This window comes from Nocardia sp. NPDC050378 (genome assembly GCF_040655675.1).
Lineage (GTDB): Bacteria > Actinomycetota > Actinomycetes > Mycobacteriales > Mycobacteriaceae > Nocardia > Nocardia coubleae.
The window spans coordinates 23,996-40,013 of the sequence record NZ_JBFAKI010000011.1; the positions used below are offsets into that span (position 1 = coordinate 23,996).

At 69.1% G+C, this 16,018-nt stretch carries 13 protein-coding genes; 12 read left to right on the forward strand and 1 reads right to left on the reverse strand.

Annotation, left to right across the window (positions count from 1 at the left end):
- The first annotated feature begins 3 nt into the window (after positions 1 to 3).
- From AB0I35_RS22595 to AB0I35_RS22640, 10 genes are all read left to right on the forward strand, one after another.
- A complete protein-coding gene (locus AB0I35_RS22595; RefSeq protein WP_357398149.1) occupies positions 4 to 744 on the forward strand; it encodes a 16S rRNA (uracil(1498)-N(3))-methyltransferase in 741 nt (246 codons plus the stop codon).
- A gap of 173 nt (positions 745 to 917) precedes the next feature.
- Positions 918 to 2,012 (forward strand): PhoH family protein, encoded by a 1,095-nt coding sequence (locus tag AB0I35_RS22600; protein WP_067487115.1) that lies wholly within the window; start codon positions 918 to 920, stop codon positions 2,010 to 2,012.
- Between the two features lie 110 nt (positions 2,013 to 2,122).
- Entirely contained in the window at positions 2,123 to 2,677 is a 555-nt protein-coding gene (gene ybeY / locus AB0I35_RS22605) for an rRNA maturation RNase YbeY (RefSeq protein WP_067486705.1), read from the forward strand.
- A 5-nt stretch (positions 2,678 to 2,682) separates the two neighbouring features.
- Positions 2,683 to 4,032, forward strand: a complete 1,350-nt coding sequence (locus AB0I35_RS22610) for a hemolysin family protein (protein WP_357398378.1) — start codon at positions 2,683 to 2,685, stop codon at positions 4,030 to 4,032.
- Complete coding sequence (locus tag AB0I35_RS22615; RefSeq protein ID WP_357398151.1) at positions 4,025 to 4,360, forward strand: cytidine deaminase; 336 nt, start codon at positions 4,025 to 4,027, stop codon at positions 4,358 to 4,360. The genes AB0I35_RS22610 and AB0I35_RS22615 overlap by 8 nt, the downstream gene beginning before the upstream one ends.
- Positions 4,353 to 5,258 carry a GTPase Era gene (era, locus tag AB0I35_RS22620; RefSeq protein ID WP_181698384.1) on the forward strand — a complete coding sequence of 302 codons (906 nt, stop codon included), beginning with the start codon at positions 4,353 to 4,355 and terminating at the stop codon, positions 5,256 to 5,258. The genes AB0I35_RS22615 and era overlap by 8 nt, the downstream gene beginning before the upstream one ends.
- A gap of 91 nt (positions 5,259 to 5,349) precedes the next feature.
- Positions 5,350 to 8,190 carry an ABC transporter substrate-binding protein gene (locus tag AB0I35_RS22625; RefSeq protein ID WP_357398152.1) on the forward strand — a complete coding sequence of 947 codons (2,841 nt, stop codon included), beginning with the start codon at positions 5,350 to 5,352 and terminating at the stop codon, positions 8,188 to 8,190.
- Positions 8,191 to 8,372: 182 nt separating this feature from the next.
- On the forward strand, positions 8,373 to 10,016 hold the full coding sequence (locus tag AB0I35_RS22630) for a protein kinase (protein ID WP_357398153.1): 1,644 nt from the start codon (positions 8,373 to 8,375) through the stop codon (positions 10,014 to 10,016).
- The gene (locus AB0I35_RS22635; protein WP_357398154.1) at positions 10,003 to 11,217 is read left to right on the forward strand and encodes a hypothetical protein; all 1,215 of its coding nucleotides are present in this window, start codon (positions 10,003 to 10,005) and stop codon (positions 11,215 to 11,217) included. The genes AB0I35_RS22630 and AB0I35_RS22635 overlap by 14 nt, the downstream gene beginning before the upstream one ends.
- The gene (locus AB0I35_RS22640) at positions 11,214 to 12,950 is read left to right on the forward strand and encodes a protein kinase (RefSeq protein WP_357398155.1); all 1,737 of its coding nucleotides are present in this window, start codon (positions 11,214 to 11,216) and stop codon (positions 12,948 to 12,950) included. Before AB0I35_RS22635 ends, AB0I35_RS22640 begins: the two co-directional genes overlap by 4 nt.
- A gap of 1 nt (position 12,951) precedes the next feature.
- On the opposite strand, the gene AB0I35_RS22645 is transcribed toward AB0I35_RS22640, so the two are convergent.
- Entirely contained in the window at positions 12,952 to 14,376 is a 1,425-nt protein-coding gene (locus AB0I35_RS22645) for an amidase (protein ID WP_357398157.1), read from the reverse strand.
- 149 nt (positions 14,377 to 14,525) lie between these two features.
- Between AB0I35_RS22645 and AB0I35_RS22650 the strand changes: the two genes are divergently transcribed.
- Both AB0I35_RS22650 and AB0I35_RS22655 read left to right on the forward strand, forming a co-directional pair.
- Entirely contained in the window at positions 14,526 to 15,392 is an 867-nt protein-coding gene (locus AB0I35_RS22650) for an alpha/beta hydrolase (RefSeq protein WP_357398158.1), read from the forward strand.
- Entirely contained in the window at positions 15,379 to 15,981 is a 603-nt protein-coding gene (locus AB0I35_RS22655; RefSeq protein ID WP_357398160.1) for a TetR/AcrR family transcriptional regulator, read from the forward strand. The genes AB0I35_RS22650 and AB0I35_RS22655 overlap by 14 nt, the downstream gene beginning before the upstream one ends.
- Positions 15,982 to 16,018: the final 37 nt, after the last annotated feature.

A 16,018-nucleotide genomic window follows, 5' to 3' on the forward strand; every position in this document is an offset into this window, starting at 1 on the left:
GCGATGGCCGCCACGGTCTTCTATCTCGACGACATCCCGGAGCCGGGCGCTGTCGCGGTGCTCGACGGCCCGGAGGGCAGACACGCCGCGACGGTGCGCCGGACCCGGGTGGGCGAGCTGATCACCCTGTCCGACGGACACGGTGTGCTCGCCGACTCCGAGGTGATCGCGGCGGCCAAGGACCGCCTCGAGCTCACGGTTCGCGACCGCAGGCTGGCCGAACCGGTCAACCCGCAGGTCACCGTGGTGCAGGCACTGCCGAAGTCGGATCGTTCCGAGCTGGCCGTCGAGCTGATGACCGAGGCGGGCGCCGACCTGATCGTGCCCTGGCAGGCCGCGCGCTGCGTCGCCAACTGGGAGGCCAAGGCCGCCAAGGGCATCGAGAAGTGGCGGGCGGCGGCGAAATCGGCGGCCCGGCAGTCGCGTCGCGCCTACATTCCTGAGGTCGCCGGCCTGCACCGCACCCGCGACCTGCTCGAGCTGGTCCGCGCGGCGAAGGCCGACGGCGCGGTGGTCGCCGCCCTGCACGAGTCGGGCACCGGCAAGTTCACCGAGCTTCCGCTGGCGCAGAGCAAGGAAGTGATTCTCATCGTCGGCCCGGAAGGCGGTCTCGACGACGCCGAGCTGACCGCGCTCGCCGACGCGGGTGCCGACATCGTGCTGCTCGGCCCGACCGTCCTGCGCACATCCACCGCCGCCGCGGTCGCGCTCGGCGCCCTCGGTGCGCTGACGAAGCGCTGGTGAGAGGGCGTGAAATCGCCCCGGAGGGGTACCCCGATCGGGTAGTGATGGGTCCTCTACCACGTCCCGGTTTTTAACTGCTGTGCGGTGTCGGTGGGCGGCGGTAAACTGGTCTCATCGAACACCAGGTCGAGACCGGAAGCAGGCTATAGCCACTTTTGAAGAACACAGGCGAGATCGGCGATCCCACCCTCCCCGTCCCAGGCGTCGGCACCGACGGCAACGGAGCATCCCCGGCGGCGCGAACCGTGCGTTCCAGCATCGAACTCGCCCCCGAATCCGTTTTCCCCTTCCTCGGCTCGGCCGACCAGAACCTCCGTCAGCTCGAGCAGTTGCTTCCGGCCGACATCCACGTGCGCGGTAGCACCGTCACCATCACGGGCAAGGCCGCCGATGTGGCCTTGGCCGAGCGGGTCGTCGAGCAGCTGGTCGCGTTGACCGGCCGCAACCGGGTGATCACCCCCGAAGCGGTCCGGCACACCGTGTCCATGCTCACCGACGCGGGCGTGTCCGAATCGCCCGCCGAGGTGCTGAGCCTGGACATCCTGTCGCGGCGCGGCAAGACCATCCGGCCCAAGACGCTGAACCAGAAGCGCTACGTCGACGCGATCGACGTGAACACCATCGTGTTCGGCATCGGCCCGGCCGGTACCGGCAAGACGTATCTGGCGATGGCCAAGGCGGTGCAGGCGCTGCAGACCAAGCAGGTCACCCGCATCATCCTGACCAGGCCCGCGGTCGAGGCCGGTGAGCGGCTCGGTTTCCTGCCCGGCACGCTCAACGACAAGATCGACCCGTATCTGCGCCCGCTCTACGACGCCCTGCACGACATGATGGACCCGGAAGCCATTCCGAAGCTGCTGGCCTCCGGTGTCATCGAGGTCGCGCCGCTGGCGTACATGCGTGGTCGCAGCCTCAACGATTCGTTCATCATTCTCGACGAGGCGCAGAACACCACGGCCGAGCAGATGAAGATGTTCCTCACCCGTCTCGGCTTCGGCTCGAAGATGGTGGTCACCGGCGACATCTCGCAGGTCGACCTGCCCAACGGGCAGCGTTCGGGTCTGCGGGCGGCCTCGGAGATCCTCACCGATATCGACGACATCCACTTCTCGGAGCTCACCAGTTCCGATGTGGTGCGGCACCGGCTGGTCTCCGACATCGTCGATGCCTACGACCGCTTCGAATCCGAGACCCGCGCGGTTCCCGCCCCGCACTACCCGGGCAACCGGGCCCAGCGCCGGGCGGCGGGCCGGGCAGATCGCCGGTAGTCACCAGCCACACGCTGCGACGATGCCCATCGATACGACGCGGCGTACTCGTGACGTCGCGTCGTAGGGCGGTGCACAGGACTCGGTCCATCGGCCCGTACCCTGAACACGTGAGCATCGAGATCGCCAACGAATCGGGTATGGACATCCCCGAAGAAGACCTGGTCAGCGTCGCGCGTTTCGTGATCGGACGGATGGACGTGCATCCGGCCGCCGAACTGTCGATGGTGCTCGTGGATCTCGACACCATGGCCGACCTGCATGTGCGCTGGATGGACCTGCCCGGCCCCACCGATGTGATGTCGTTCCCGATGGACGAACTCGAACCGGGCGGCCGCCCCGACAGCCCCGAGCCCGGCCCGTCCATGCTCGGCGACATCGTGCTGTGCCCGGAATTCGCCATGGGCCAAGCGCAGAAGGCCGGTCATTCGCTCGACCACGAGCTGGCCCTGCTCACCGTGCACGGCGTGCTCCACCTGCTCGGCTACGACCACGCCGAGCCGGAGGAGGAGAAGGAGATGTTCGCGCTGCAGGCCCAGCTGCTCGAGGAGTGGTACCAGAGCCTGCGCGAAGAACAGCTGCGCGCCGAACTGGCCGAACGTGACGCCCGCCTGCTCGGTAAGGCAGGGTTCACCGCACCGGGTGACGCACTGGGCCCCGCGTGACCTCGATGGTGCAGATCCTGCTCGCCATCGGGCTGATCGGCCTGGGTGGTGTGTTCGCGGGTGTCGACTCGGCGCTCAACACCGTTTCGCGCGCACGCCTCGACGACATGGTGCGCGAGGAACGGCCCGGTGCCGCGCGCTTGCGCAAGATCGTCGACGACCGTCCCCGCTACGTGAATCTGATGGTGCTGCTGCGCATTCTGTGCGAGATCAGCGCCACCGTACTGCTGGCCGCCGCGACGCTGGAGCTGTGGAGCCCGACGACGGCGCTGCTGGTCACCGCCGCCTCGATGGTCGTCGTCTCGTATGTGGTGATCGGGGTCGGCCCGCGCACCCTCGGCCGCCAGCACGCCTATTCGATCGCGCTGGCCGCGGCCGTCCCGATGCAGATCATCGGTGCGGTCCTGAGCCCGGTGAGCCGGCTGCTCATCCTGCTCGGGAACGCCATCACTCCCGGTAAGGGGTTCCGCAACGGTCCGTTCGCGTCGGAGATCGAGCTGCGCGAGGTGGTCGACATGGCGCGCGAGCGCGGCGTGGTCGCCGACGACGAACGCCGCATGATCCAGTCGGTCTTCGAACTGGGCGACACCGCCGCCCGTGCGGTGATGGTGCCGCGCACCGAGATGGTGTGGATCGAAAACGACAAGACCGCCGCCCAGGCGATGTCGCTCGCGGTGCGCTCCGGGCATTCGCGAATCCCGGTGATCGGCGAGAACGTCGACGACGTGCTCGGTGTGGTCTACCTGAAAGACCTTGTGCCCTATGCCGATCGAGCCCGCAAGGTGACGGTGCGCGAGGTGATGCGACCGGCCGTGTTCATCCCCGATTCCAAACCGCTCGACGCGCTGCTCGACGAGATGCAGCGCCGCCGCAACCACATGGCCCTGCTGGTCGACGAATACGGCGGCATCGCCGGGCTGGTCACCATCGAGGACGTGCTCGAGGAGATCGTCGGTGAGATCGCCGACGAGTACGACACCGACGAGACCCCGCCGGTGGAGGACCTCGGTGAGGGCCGCTACCGCGTGTCGGCCCGTTTGTCGGTGGAGGACCTCGGTGAGCTGTACGGCCTCGACATCGAGGACGAGGACGTCGACACCGTCGGTGGCCTGCTGGCCCACGAACTGGGCCGCGTCCCGCTGCCGGGTTCCAAGGTGACCGTGCACGGCCTGGTGTTGCGCGGCGAGGGTGGCGCCGACGCGCGTGGGCGGATGCGGGTGAACACCGTGCTGGTGCGCCGCGCGGCCGACAAAGAGAAGAAGACAGACAAGGCCCGCAACGGCAAGCCCGACGAGGCGCAGGCCGAGACCGACCCGGTGACGGTGCCCGCAGACAATGGAGAGACCGATGAGTGAACTCGACGCAGAGGACAACAAACTGCTGGTACTGGCGCGCGGCGCGCTCGGCCGTACCGGTGGCGCGAGCGGCGCGGCGGTGCGTGACACCGACGGCCGCACCTACGCCGCGGGCGAGGTGAACCTCGCCGCCCTTCGCCTGACCGCCTTGCAGGCCGCGGTGGCCGCCGCGATCTCCAGTGGCGCCGAGGGTTTCGAGGCGGCCGTGGTGGTCGGTGCGAGTGGAGCGGACGCGGGCATCGCGGCGATGCACGAGGTGTCGCCCGGTGCGACGGTGATCCACACCGATCGTTCGGGTGCCGTGCTGAGCGAGGTGCGCGGTGGCTGACACCGAATTCCGTTCCGGCTTCGTCTGTTTCGTCGGCCGCCCCAACACCGGCAAGTCGACGCTGACCAATGCCATGGTCGGGTCGAAGATCGCGATCACCTCCTCGCGCCCGCAGACCACCCGGCACACCATTCGCGGCATCGTGCACCGTGAGCACGCCCAGCTCATCCTGGTCGACACCCCCGGTCTGCACCGCCCGCGCACCCTACTCGGTCAGCGCCTCAACGATCTGGTGCGCGACACCTACTCCGAGGTCGACGTGATCGCCCTGTGCATCCCGGCCGACGAGAAGATCGGTCCCGGCGACCGCTGGATCGTCGAGCAGATCAAGCAGATGGCGCCCAAGACCACCGTGATCGGGGTGGTCACCAAGATCGACAAGGTGGGTCGCGACGAGATCGCCCACCAGCTGATGGCGCTGTCGAAGCTGCTCGGCCCCGAGAGCGAGGTCGTTCCGGTCTCGGCGGTGAAGGGCGAACAGGTCGAGGTGCTCATCGACGTGATCGCGTCGAAGATGCCCGAGGGACCGGCGTTCTACCCCGACGGCGAGATCACCGACGAGCCCGAGGAAACCCTCATGGCCGAGCTGATCCGCGAGGCCGCCCTCGAGGGGGTGCGCGACGAACTGCCGCATTCGCTGGCCGTGGTGATCGAGGAGATCGAGCCCTACGAGGCCAACGAGGACATGCTCGAGGTGCATGCCCTGCTGTATGTGGAACGGCCGAGCCAGAAGGCGATCGTCATCGGCAAGAACGGTTCTCGCCTCAAGGAGGTCGGTACCAATGCCCGCAAGCAGATCGAGCACATCCTCGGCACACGCATCTACCTGAATCTGCACGTGAAGGTGGCCAAGGACTGGCAGCGCGACCCCAAACAGCTGGGGAAGCTGGGTTTTTGACCGTTTGCGTGTCGGCGGTTCGGGGTATCGTTCGGCGAACACGCCGATTGTGATCGGCGTTGTTCGCTGATCACCCGGGGAGGCTGCGCACGTGCCCGATGCCAACGATGTCGGCAAGCTGCTGGAACTGCTGCGGGCGCTGGAGATTCCCGACACCCGCCCCCGGGTGTGGCGCACGCTGGTGCACGGCAGGCGTACGCTGCCGCGCCCGATCGTCGAGATGGTGGGCTTACAAGGCCACACCGCGTTGGTCAACGATCTCTACAGCTGGCTGGGGGAGTCCGGCGGCAGACGGGCCACACCACGCGCCAGGATCGACCTGCACGCTCCCGATCTGCCGCCGACCCGGCTGAGCCCGGATGTCAACGCGTTCAACGCCGGTCCGCACGCCGACGACCAGGAGATCCCGAACCACTGTCTGCCGATCATCCAGCAACTGGTCGCCGGTTTCGCCACCGACGACACCGCGATGGGCGCCATCAAGTTCCCGCACTACCGCACCGCCGACTGGCTGACCAGACAGCGCGTCACCTCCGACGAATCCGAGGCACCCGACGAACTGCGCAGGCGCCTGCCCAAACTGCTGCGCAGCGGTGGCCCGACGAGTCGTTCCGACACCGCCGAAGGTGTCGCGGGCGATATGTTCTCCCAGCTGATCTTCGGCATCTTCGCGCTGTGGCCGATCCTGCGCCTGTGGTTGTGGGTGTCGGGACGCATTCCCGGCATGTCGAAGGTGACCCGCTGGTTCCTGCACCAGCGCTACCTCGCACCCGAATTGTCGGGCAGTTTCCTGGGTTTCGCCGCCCGGCTCACCGCCTCGCACCGGGTGGACGAGAACGAGGAACAGGTCGCCAAACTCCTGATCCACGCCTTCCTGGAAGACCTGCGCGACGCGTATCGCCGCCGCATCTGGCGGCCGTCGAGCTGGCGGCGCACCGCCTACCCGGTTGCCCTGCTCGGTGGTCTCACCGAGGGCGGTGACGGTGCGCGCATCCTCACCTGGATCAACGAGATCCGCAACGAGACCGGCCTTTTCGATCCGCTGGTGGTCGTCGCCTTCCGCGACGAAGGGCCGACGCGTGAGGTGGGTGAGCTGTCCAACATCAGCGATCTGCGCACCCTGCGCACGCTGGAAAGCCTGGCCGATCAGCCGACCGCGCAGCCACCCGACCCGCTGCAGACCTGGATCAGGGAGATCGACAGCAGGCGCACACACCGCCAGGCCGACGCCTGGTTCCTGCCGCTGCGCGCGCTGATACCGCCGGATTCCACACCGCGCGTGGGTGATCCGCGCTTCCGCGGGCAGTCGTTACCGCCCGCCCCGCCGATGGCCTCGCGCAGCTGGTTCGTCGGCTTGTGCGTGCTGATCCCGATCGTGCTGGCGGTGGCCGCCGCGCTGGTGTACTTCCCACCACTGCGCGGCGCCTCGTGCTCGCACTGGCCGTGGACGGGCGGGGTGAGCGTCAGCATGGTCGACGGCGAATGTGTCGGCTACAGCGACAACGTCGCCCAGACCTTTGCCGACGATCCGGAACTGTCGGCCATGCAGCGCGAGGTGTTCCGCCTGAACGAGGCGGCCGTCGGTGCGCGCGAGAGCAACCCGAACCGGCCGTTGATCTCGCTGGTGTACTTCGCCGGGCTGAGTTATGTCGACACGAATGTGCGCTATCCGCACGCGCAGGTGGAAGAACTGGCCGGGCTCGCGGTGCAGCAGCGCCGTGCCCTGCTCGCCTCCGACGAGTCCGAGCCGTTGCTGCGGATCATCATCGCCAACGGCGGTTCGGATATGCGCCATGCGCGGTGGGTGGTGGAGCACCGGCTGCGTCCGCTCGTCGCCGACGACCCGAGCGTCCTCGGTGTGGTCGGCATCGACCGCAGCACCGACGAAACCCGCAAGGCCATCACGCGATTGGGCGAACTGGGCGTGCCCGCGGTGGCGACCACCCTGTCGGCCGACGGGCTGGAGCAGGCATCACCGCTGTATTTCCAAGCTGCGCCGAGCAATTCGGTCCAGGCTCGGTTGGTCGCCGACTACATGCAGGGCGCGCGCGCCGCCGACGGCACCCCGCGCTACGACAAAGTCACCATCTACCACCCCGAGGCACCCGACGACCTGTACGTGACGACCCTGGTCGAGGACCTTCAGCAGGAGCTCACCGAACGCGGTGTGACGCACCGGAGTACGAGCTGGCGCGCGCAGCAGGAGCTCTACGGTCTGCCCGCACCGTGCGAGGCGGCGTCCTTCGACCGGCGCGAACTGCTCTTCTTCGCGGGCCGCAACGACGACTTCCCGACCTTCGCCAAGGCCCTCAGTCGCGGTTGTATCAGCGGTGACGGACCGGCGCTGCTCGGCAACGACGCGGTGACGAGGCTGATCACCGATCCGCGCGCGACCATCGCCCTTCCGGCCAACCTGACGGTGCGCTACGTGGCCAAGGCGGCGCCGGTGATGCTCGGCGGAGCCGACTGCGTGAAGGGCGTCGGCAAACTCGGTGACCGGCCGGTCCCGTTCGAACACGAACAGTTGTGCGCCGAGCTCGCCGGTCTCATCGAGGACCTGCGCGCCTATCCAGACATGGCCGAGTACCAGCCGACTTGGGCGGGGGACAGGACCGGGCTCGCCTTCGACGTGAGCGGGTTGTTCCTGCAGGCGGTGCGCGCCAGCCGCGGCGTGCTCGGCGACCAGCCGCCGAACCGGACGGCGATCGCGGTGCAGTTGCGCGAGGCCGACTATCGCGGTGTCACCGGCACATTGGGCTTCTCCACCAAACGGGTCGCCGACGGATCGTCGATCGCGGTGCTCGTCACCACCGCGGTGGGCGGGGGCGGACCGCAGCGCTGCCTGATGATGTTCCCCCGCCAACCGGGGCAAGACGGGTGCCCGTCCGGAACCAAGAGCGATCTCGAAAGCTGGCGCGAACCGGGCCGGTAGCCCGTTCGCACCCGGAATTGCTGGACCGCACAGCCTGATCCGTGCTGTTATAGTCGCTCGGGCATGGTCGGGAACCGTTGATTTCCGGGGGCTGACCTGGTGCGGGCCGACCATTCCGGTCCTCGTGCCTGTTCTCTGCCGGAAGGGTCCCGGCAGTGTGGTGAACGTGGGAGACCGGGCGGGTGAGTATTGCCGAGGGCGCGGAGTTCGCCGGCTACCTGATCGAGCGGAAGCTGGGCTCCGGTGGCATGGGCACCGTGTACCTGGCGCGGCACCCGCGTCTGCCCCGCCACGACGCGATCAAGATCCTCGCCGACGACCACGCCGACGACGCGGAGTACCGGGCGCGGTTTTTGCGCGAAGCCGAATTCGCCGCCGGGCTGCAGCATCCGAACCTGGTCGCGGTGCGCGACCGCGGCGAAACCGAGGGCAAGCTCTGGATCGCCACCCAGTACGTCGCGGGTTCCGACGCCGCCGACCTGATCCGGCGCGCCCCCGGCGGGCTCGACCCGGCACGTGCGGTGCACATCATCGGTGAAACGGCCCGCGGCCTCGACGAGGTGCATCGTGCGGGACTGCTTCACCGCGACGTGAAACCGGCCAACATCCTCGTCGCCGAACAGTCGGGCCTGCCCGACAGGGTGCTGATCACCGACTTCGGCATCGCCCGGCACGCCGAGGACACCGCGACGCTGTCGGCCGGTGGTGGCTTCACCGCGACGCTGTCCTATGTCGCGCCCGAACGACTGGGCGGTGACCACGTCGATCGCCGTGCCGATGTCTACGCCCTCGGCTGCTCGCTGTTCCAATTGCTCACCGGCACTGTCCCGTTCCCGCGGCAGACGGCCGCCGCGGTGATGTATGCCCACCTGCACGAACCGCCGCCGCGGCCGTCCGCGTTGCGCCCCGGGCTCCCGGCGGGCTTCGACGCGGTGATCGCGCGGGCACTGGCCAAAGACCCGGCGCAGCGGTTCGATTCGTGTGGTGCGTTGGCCGCCGCGGCCCGCGAAGCGATGAACGGGTCCGCACCCGCATCGTCGGCACCACAGGTGCGCAGCCCTGCGGCACCCGCCTCCGCCGCTGTCTCGAACTCGGTACATCCATCCACCCCGCCTCCGCAGTACGTTGCGGGAGTCGCTGCGGCAGTGCCGGATCCACGAGCGCGCTTCGTCCACGAAGACCCGTTCACGGCGGTGCTGCTACCACGACGCACCCCGTTCGCCCGGCTCGTCCGCCGTCGTCGTTTCTGGATCGCGGCAGCGGCGGTGTTCATGGTCGGCGTCGTCACTGCCGCGATGCTCGGGACCGGTGGCGACACCGAGTCGCCGAGCGTGCAGGCCACCACCTCGCCGCCGCCCCTACCACCGGCGACCGCGTGGGGCGCCTACAGCTTCATCGCCGACCTGTTTCCCGACCTGCTGCCCGCCTTTCAGCTCGGCGTCGGATACCAGGAGTTGACGGCCTGCTACATGATCAATGACAACGGCGACCACGTTCCGACCGACACACTCGCGCCTTTCGCGCGGATGCGCTGTGAAGGCAACCGCGACCCGGCGGAGTCGGTCACCATCGAATGCAAGACCGACCGCTCGCTCATGTCGCCACCGCCGAGCACTGACACGGTGGAGGGCAGCGAACAGTGGCGGCGTACGTCCGGGACCGGGAATCTGCACTGGGGCAGGAACACCGATGTGGACGGGAATCCCCTCGGCAATCTGTCGATCTATTTCGACGAGCCCGCCCGGTCGTTCTGCCGGATCAGGGTCGTCGGCGGCGCCAACGGCGCCGAACTGCGCGAGAGGTGGTGGGCCGATGCGCCGCTGTGATTCCCGTGCGACTCCCGGCCTGCTCGGTGTCGTCCTGTTGACCGCCGCGGTGACCGGCTGCCGGGTATCCGGGACGGCGGAGCCGGTCCGGGTCGACCTCGCCACCTTGGATTATGGGCATTACCAGCATGTTCCGCTACAGGCCCCGCCGGGAACCGAATACTCGGGGCGGGTGATCGAGTCGCTGCGGATCGGCGAGGTCATGGTCAATCCGGCCGAAGCCGATTCCGCGCTGTCGGTCCCACCCTCCAGATGGGATGCCGTGCCGCTGCCGACTCCGGCGAAGGTGTCGGGTGTGCTGTCCGAACAGGCACGTGCCGTGCTCAGCGAACACGGCATGCTCGCCGGTTTCGTCGTCAGCGGGACCGACACGGCCCGCACCCGGCAGCTGACCGTGCTGGCCCTTCGCATGCCGAACGCGGCTGCGGCGACCGCGGCGGCGGCCGGCCTCGACGCCACCGACGCAGCGGTCAACGCCGACAACGTCGCGGTGCCGATCCCGAAGTTCCCTGCGGCCAAGGCGCATTGGCGTCCCACGGTGGCGAGCATGGCGGCCACCATCGCACACGGCGCGTTCGTGGTGAGCGTGTACGCCGTGCACACCACCCCCGATGCCGCGGCGCTGACCACTCTGATCGGCGCGGCGATCGACGCGCAATTGCCCGAACTCGACCGCTTCGTGCCGACGGCGCCCGAGCGGTTCGCCGACCTGCCGATCGACGGTGAGGGCATGCTGGCCCGGATGGTGCCGGAGAAGGTGGGTCGCTGGTCGTCGCCCGCGGTGGTGCTGGTCGACGCGGACAACATCGCGGGCGGAAAGGGCATGCTGCACGCCCGGGGCGTGGTGTACGGCCCCAACGCGACCTTTCTGATGAGTTCACGCCAGCACCGGAGTTCCGCGAATGCCCTGGCGTTGATGGGCTTCGACGGCCTCAAGCGCTACTTCGATGCCACCGAGGCGCGTCAGGCCTACGAGCGCGGCGCCACGGAGTGGCCGGCGGAACTGCGACCGCTGCCCGGTCCCGCGGGTATCGTGGACATCCGGTGCGGCGACTCCGGCGCGTCCGATAGCGAGCCGGAGGTTCGCTATGTGTGCGCACTGCTGCACGGCCGCTATATCGCCACGATCTTCGCGCCGACCGAACAGCAGATCCGGCAGAAGGCGGCCGCCCAGTACAGCCTGCTGGAACTGGCCGAATGACCGCGCAGCTGCGCCCGGGTGCGGTCTTCGCCGGGTATGTGATCGAGCGAGTGCTCGGCAGTGGTGGCATGGGCACCGTCTACGCCGCGCGTCATCCGCGACTCCCGCGCTGGGATGCGCTCAAAGTGCTCGGTGACGCGCACAGCGCCTCCGCCGAATTCCGGGCCAGGTTCATCAGGGAGGCCGAACTGGCAGCTCGGATCGACCACCCGAATGTGGTGGCGGTCCACGATCGCGGGATGGACCAGGGCGCGCTGTGGATCGCGATGCAGTACGTGGCGGGCACCGATGCCGCTTCCGTGCTGCGTCATGGCCTGCCCGATGCGCGGTTGGCGCTGCACATCGTCACCGAAGCCGCCGCCGGACTGGACGCGGCCCACCGCGCCGGACTGCTGCACCGCGACGTCAAGCCCGCCAACTTGATGCTGGAATCGCGTGCGGGGGAGCCGGACCGGGTGTTGGTCGCCGATTTCGGCATCGCCAAGTCCGGCACCGACGGCACCGCGCTGACCGAGTCCGGCGTTTTTCTTGCCACCCTCGCCTACGCCGCGCCGGAACTGATCCGGCTCGACGCCGTCGATCATCGCGCCGACCAATACTCGCTGGGCTGCACGCTTTTCGAGCTGCTCACCGGCCGCAAGCCGTTCCCCCGCGACACGCCCGCCGCCGTCATCAACGCCCACCTGACCGCGCCGCCACCCCGGCCCACCGAGCTGAATCCGCGCCTCCCACCCGCCGTCGACGCGGTGATCGCCCGCGCGCTGGCCAAGAACCCCGATGACCGGTACGCAAGCTGTGGCGCCCTGGCGGCGGCCGCGTCCGCGGCATTCGGCACCCCGGTGCCGCCAGCGGCGCGCACCGGGCAGCCCGAGGCGGTGCTGCCGCGGAACCCACCGATCGGACAACTCGGCGCGTCGCCGGGGGGCGGTGTGTCCAGTGGTGCGCCGGGAGTTTCGAGCGGCGTGCCGCCGATGCCGGGCGGAGCGCCGGGTACACAGGGCGCTTTGCACGGCGCACGCAGCGTGCAGGGTCGTGCGTCGGAGGCTCCGGGAGGGGTACACACACAGGCTATTTCGCAAGGTGCACAGCAGGGGTGGGTCGCCGGTGGCGGCTCGACCGTCTACCGACCGCGCAGGCGACGTTCGCTGGTGACCGGAGCGGCCGTCGTGGTCACCGTCGCCGCGCTCGCTGTGGGGATCGTCGCGCTGAACCGGGATGACGCGAAGACCCCCGAGACCGCTGCGACATCGGCGGCCCCGACGACGGCCGCCGAATCACCGTGGAAGGCCCACGAATACATTGTGCGGGCGTTTCCCGAGCTGCTCCCGAAATCTCCGTTCGCCAGTGGCTACCAGGGCACCCGGTGCGCCGCGATCGACAAGAACTACGACCCCGTACCGCTGGACCAACTCGGTGACATGGGCACCCTCAGCTGCAACGGCGATCGCGCTCCGGTCGAGCGGATGACGGTGGCCTGCAGAGGCAATCGCACACCGGGCACCGCCGGTAAGTTCGACGACGCCTTCGCGACCAGGGAAGAGTTGTGGGAGCGGCCGTCGGGCCGGGGGCGGATCGTCATCCAGGACATCCCCGGCCGCGTTCCCGGTACCGTCGCCGGTGCGCTGAGCATCCAATTCGACGACACCGCCCGCAACTTCTGCCTGATCGTCGTCCTCGGCGGGACGGACGGCACCGACCTCTACAACCGCTGGTGGGTGAACGCCCCGCTCTGACTCACCACCACGCTGTCGGCCGCTGACGCTCCCAGTGCAGCACCGATTCGAGCTGCGTCGCGACGGAGATGAGCAGCGGTTCGGTGTTCGCGGTGCCCATCAGTTGCGCGCCGATCGGTAGTCCGGTCTCGGTGATGCCCGCCGGCACGTTCACACTCGGCCAGCCGAGGACGTTCCACGGCCACGTATACGGGCAGGCGCCGGTGATGAGCGCATTGGTCGAGCCCACACCGATGCCGTCGATGTCCTCGGCGCGCGGTGCGGGAGTAGCGGTGGTGGGCGCGAGCACCAGGTCGTAGTCGTCGAAGAAGCCGCCGATCCGCTTGTGCAGCAATGGTTCCAGGCGGCGGGCGGCGAACAGAGCCGGACCGTCGAGCAGTCGTCCGATGCGTGCGTTGGCGGTGGTTCGTGGGTCGACGACGGCGCCGGGCATCGCACGATGTACCCGGCTGATCCCGGCCAGCGAACGCGGCAGGAACGACGCTCCGACCAGCAGACCGTAGTGCAGATCAGCCACGGTCACTGTGTGCCCGAGCCCGCGCAGGGTGCCCGCCATCGCGTGCACGGCGGCCGCGATCTCGGGATCGAGTGCGGTCTTGGTCGCGGTGAACGGAATGCTCAGCGACACAGCGATTCTCAGCTTGCCCGGATCGCGGCCGACGGCGCCGCGCGCGTCGATCGGGGCGGGGGTGTGCAGGTCACCGTCGTGCGCGCCGGCGGCCACGTCGAGCAGCAGGGCCGCGTCGGCCACCGTGCGCGCTAGCGGTCCGTTGACGGTGAGCCCGTGGAATGCCTCCGGCAGCGGCCAGGTGGAGATCCGGCCGCGCTGCGGTTTGATGCCGACCAGGTTGGTCCATGCCGCCGGGATCCGTACCGAACCCGCGCCGTCGGAACCCAATGCGGCAGGGACCATCCCGGCCGCGACCGCCGCCGCCGAACCGCCCGAGGAACCACCCGGCGTGCGGGTGCGATCCCACGGATTGCGGGTGTGCCCGAAGGCCGCGCCGCTGGTGAACGGCAGCTGGCCGAGTTCGCAGGTGTTGGCCTTGCCGACGATCACCGCACCCGCCGCACGCAACCGGCGCACCGATTCGGCGTCCTCGGTGGCGGGCGGGAACTCACCGCCGCATCCGAAGGCGGTGGGTTCGCCGGCCACATCGGTGTCGTCCTTGACCGCGACGGGCACCCCGAGCAGCGGCAGCCGGACACCGGCGGCCAGCCGCGCGTCGGCCTCGGCGGCCTCGCGCAGGGCGGCCGCCCTACGTACCACCCGGAAGGCGTTGAGCGTCGGCTGCGACGCCTCGATACGGTCGAGCGCGTCGGTGACGGCGGCGACCGAACTGGTCGTGCCGCCGGTCAGGGCCGAAGCGAGTTCGGCGAGGCCGAGTTCGGCCGGTGGCGGCGCGATGCGGTCGGGCGCGGACATGAGAACTCCGTCTCTGCAGGTAGTCGCCTCGACGCTAGCCCTCAACTGGTCACTCGTCCACATACCCTAGGTGGATATTCCAGCCTAGACATACATACGGTATGTATGTAATGGTGGTGAGGCCAAGCTTTCGAGCAGGGGAGGACCCCATGGGAATCAGCTCAGCACTCGGCCCGGCGCACGACCTCACGCTGTCGTCGGGCCGCATCCGCTATCACGACACCGGAACAGGATCACCGGTCGTCTTCGTCCACGGTCTGCTCGTCAACGCCGATCTGTGGCGCGGCGTCGTTCCAGGCCTCGTCGCGGCTGGACACCGCTGCCTCACACCCGACTGGCCGCTCGGCTCGCATTCGATTCCGATGCCCGACGCCGACCTCACACCCGTCGGCCTGGCCGATCTGATCGCGGAGTTCCTCGACGCGCTCGACCTCACCGATGTCACGATCGTCGCCAACGACACCGGCGGCGCGCTCACCCAGATCCTGATGACCCGCCACCCGGAACGGATCGGCCGCGTCGTCCTCGCCGCCGTCGACTGCTACGAGGTCTTCCCGCCGCAGCCCTTCACGACCCTGGTCCGCCTGGTGAAGATCCCGGGCGCAGTCGCCGCGTTGCTCGCCCCGTTGCGCTGGCGGCCCGCGCAGCGACTGCCGCTCGCCTTCGGCTGGGTGACCAAACACGCACTGCCCCGACCCATCGCGGAGTCCTACCTCGGTCCGGCTCGGCGCGATGCCGCGATCAGGGCGGACCTGCGCCGCTTCGCCGCGGGCGTGGACGCGCGGCACACCCTGGCCGCCGCCGAACGGTTCGCCGAGGTCGACCTGCCGGTCCTCGTCGTCTGGTCCACCGAGGACAAGCTGTTCCCGATGTCGCTGGCCCGTCGGCTGGTCGCCGACCTGCCGCGGGCGAGCCTGCGTACCGTCGGCGATTCCTACACCTTCCTGCCCGAGGACCAGCCGGAGTTGCTCGCCGAACTGATCGTGGAGTTCACTCGGCTGCATGCAGCGCCGTAGTCAGGAGGACCGCTCCCGCACCACCCGCGCCGCGCTCGAGCAGGCAGGCCGTGACCTGTTCGCCGAGCGCGGCTTCGCCGGTACCTCCGCCGAGCAACTGGTGGCGGCCGCCGGCGTCACCCGTGGTGCCCTGCACCACCACTACGGCGACAAGCGCGGGTTGTTCCTCGCGGTACTCGAACAGGTCGAGACCGAGGCCACGGCCGAGATCGCGAGCGCGATCGACGCGGTCGACCCCGGCGATGTCGTCGCGGGCATGACGGCCGGTCTGGCCTGTTTCCTCGATATCTGCGGCCGCCCGGAGATGGTGCGCATCGTTCTGATGGATGCCCCGACGGTCCTGGGCTGGCCCGACTTTCGTGAGTTCGAATCCCGGCACGGGCTCGGCCTGATCACCGCCGAACTCCAGCGCGCCGTCGATTCCGGCATCGTCCCCGCTGTCCCGGTCCCGGTGCTCGCGCAGCTGCTGCTCAGCGCGATCACCGAAGCCTCGCTCATCGTCGCGCACGCCGAGGACCCCGACCGCGCCCGCGCCGAAACCCAGCAGTCGCTGCTGCTGCTCATCACCGGTCTGCTCAGGCCGAGCTGACCGCGGGGAGGGGAGTCCGCCGTGTCCGTGGACGCGG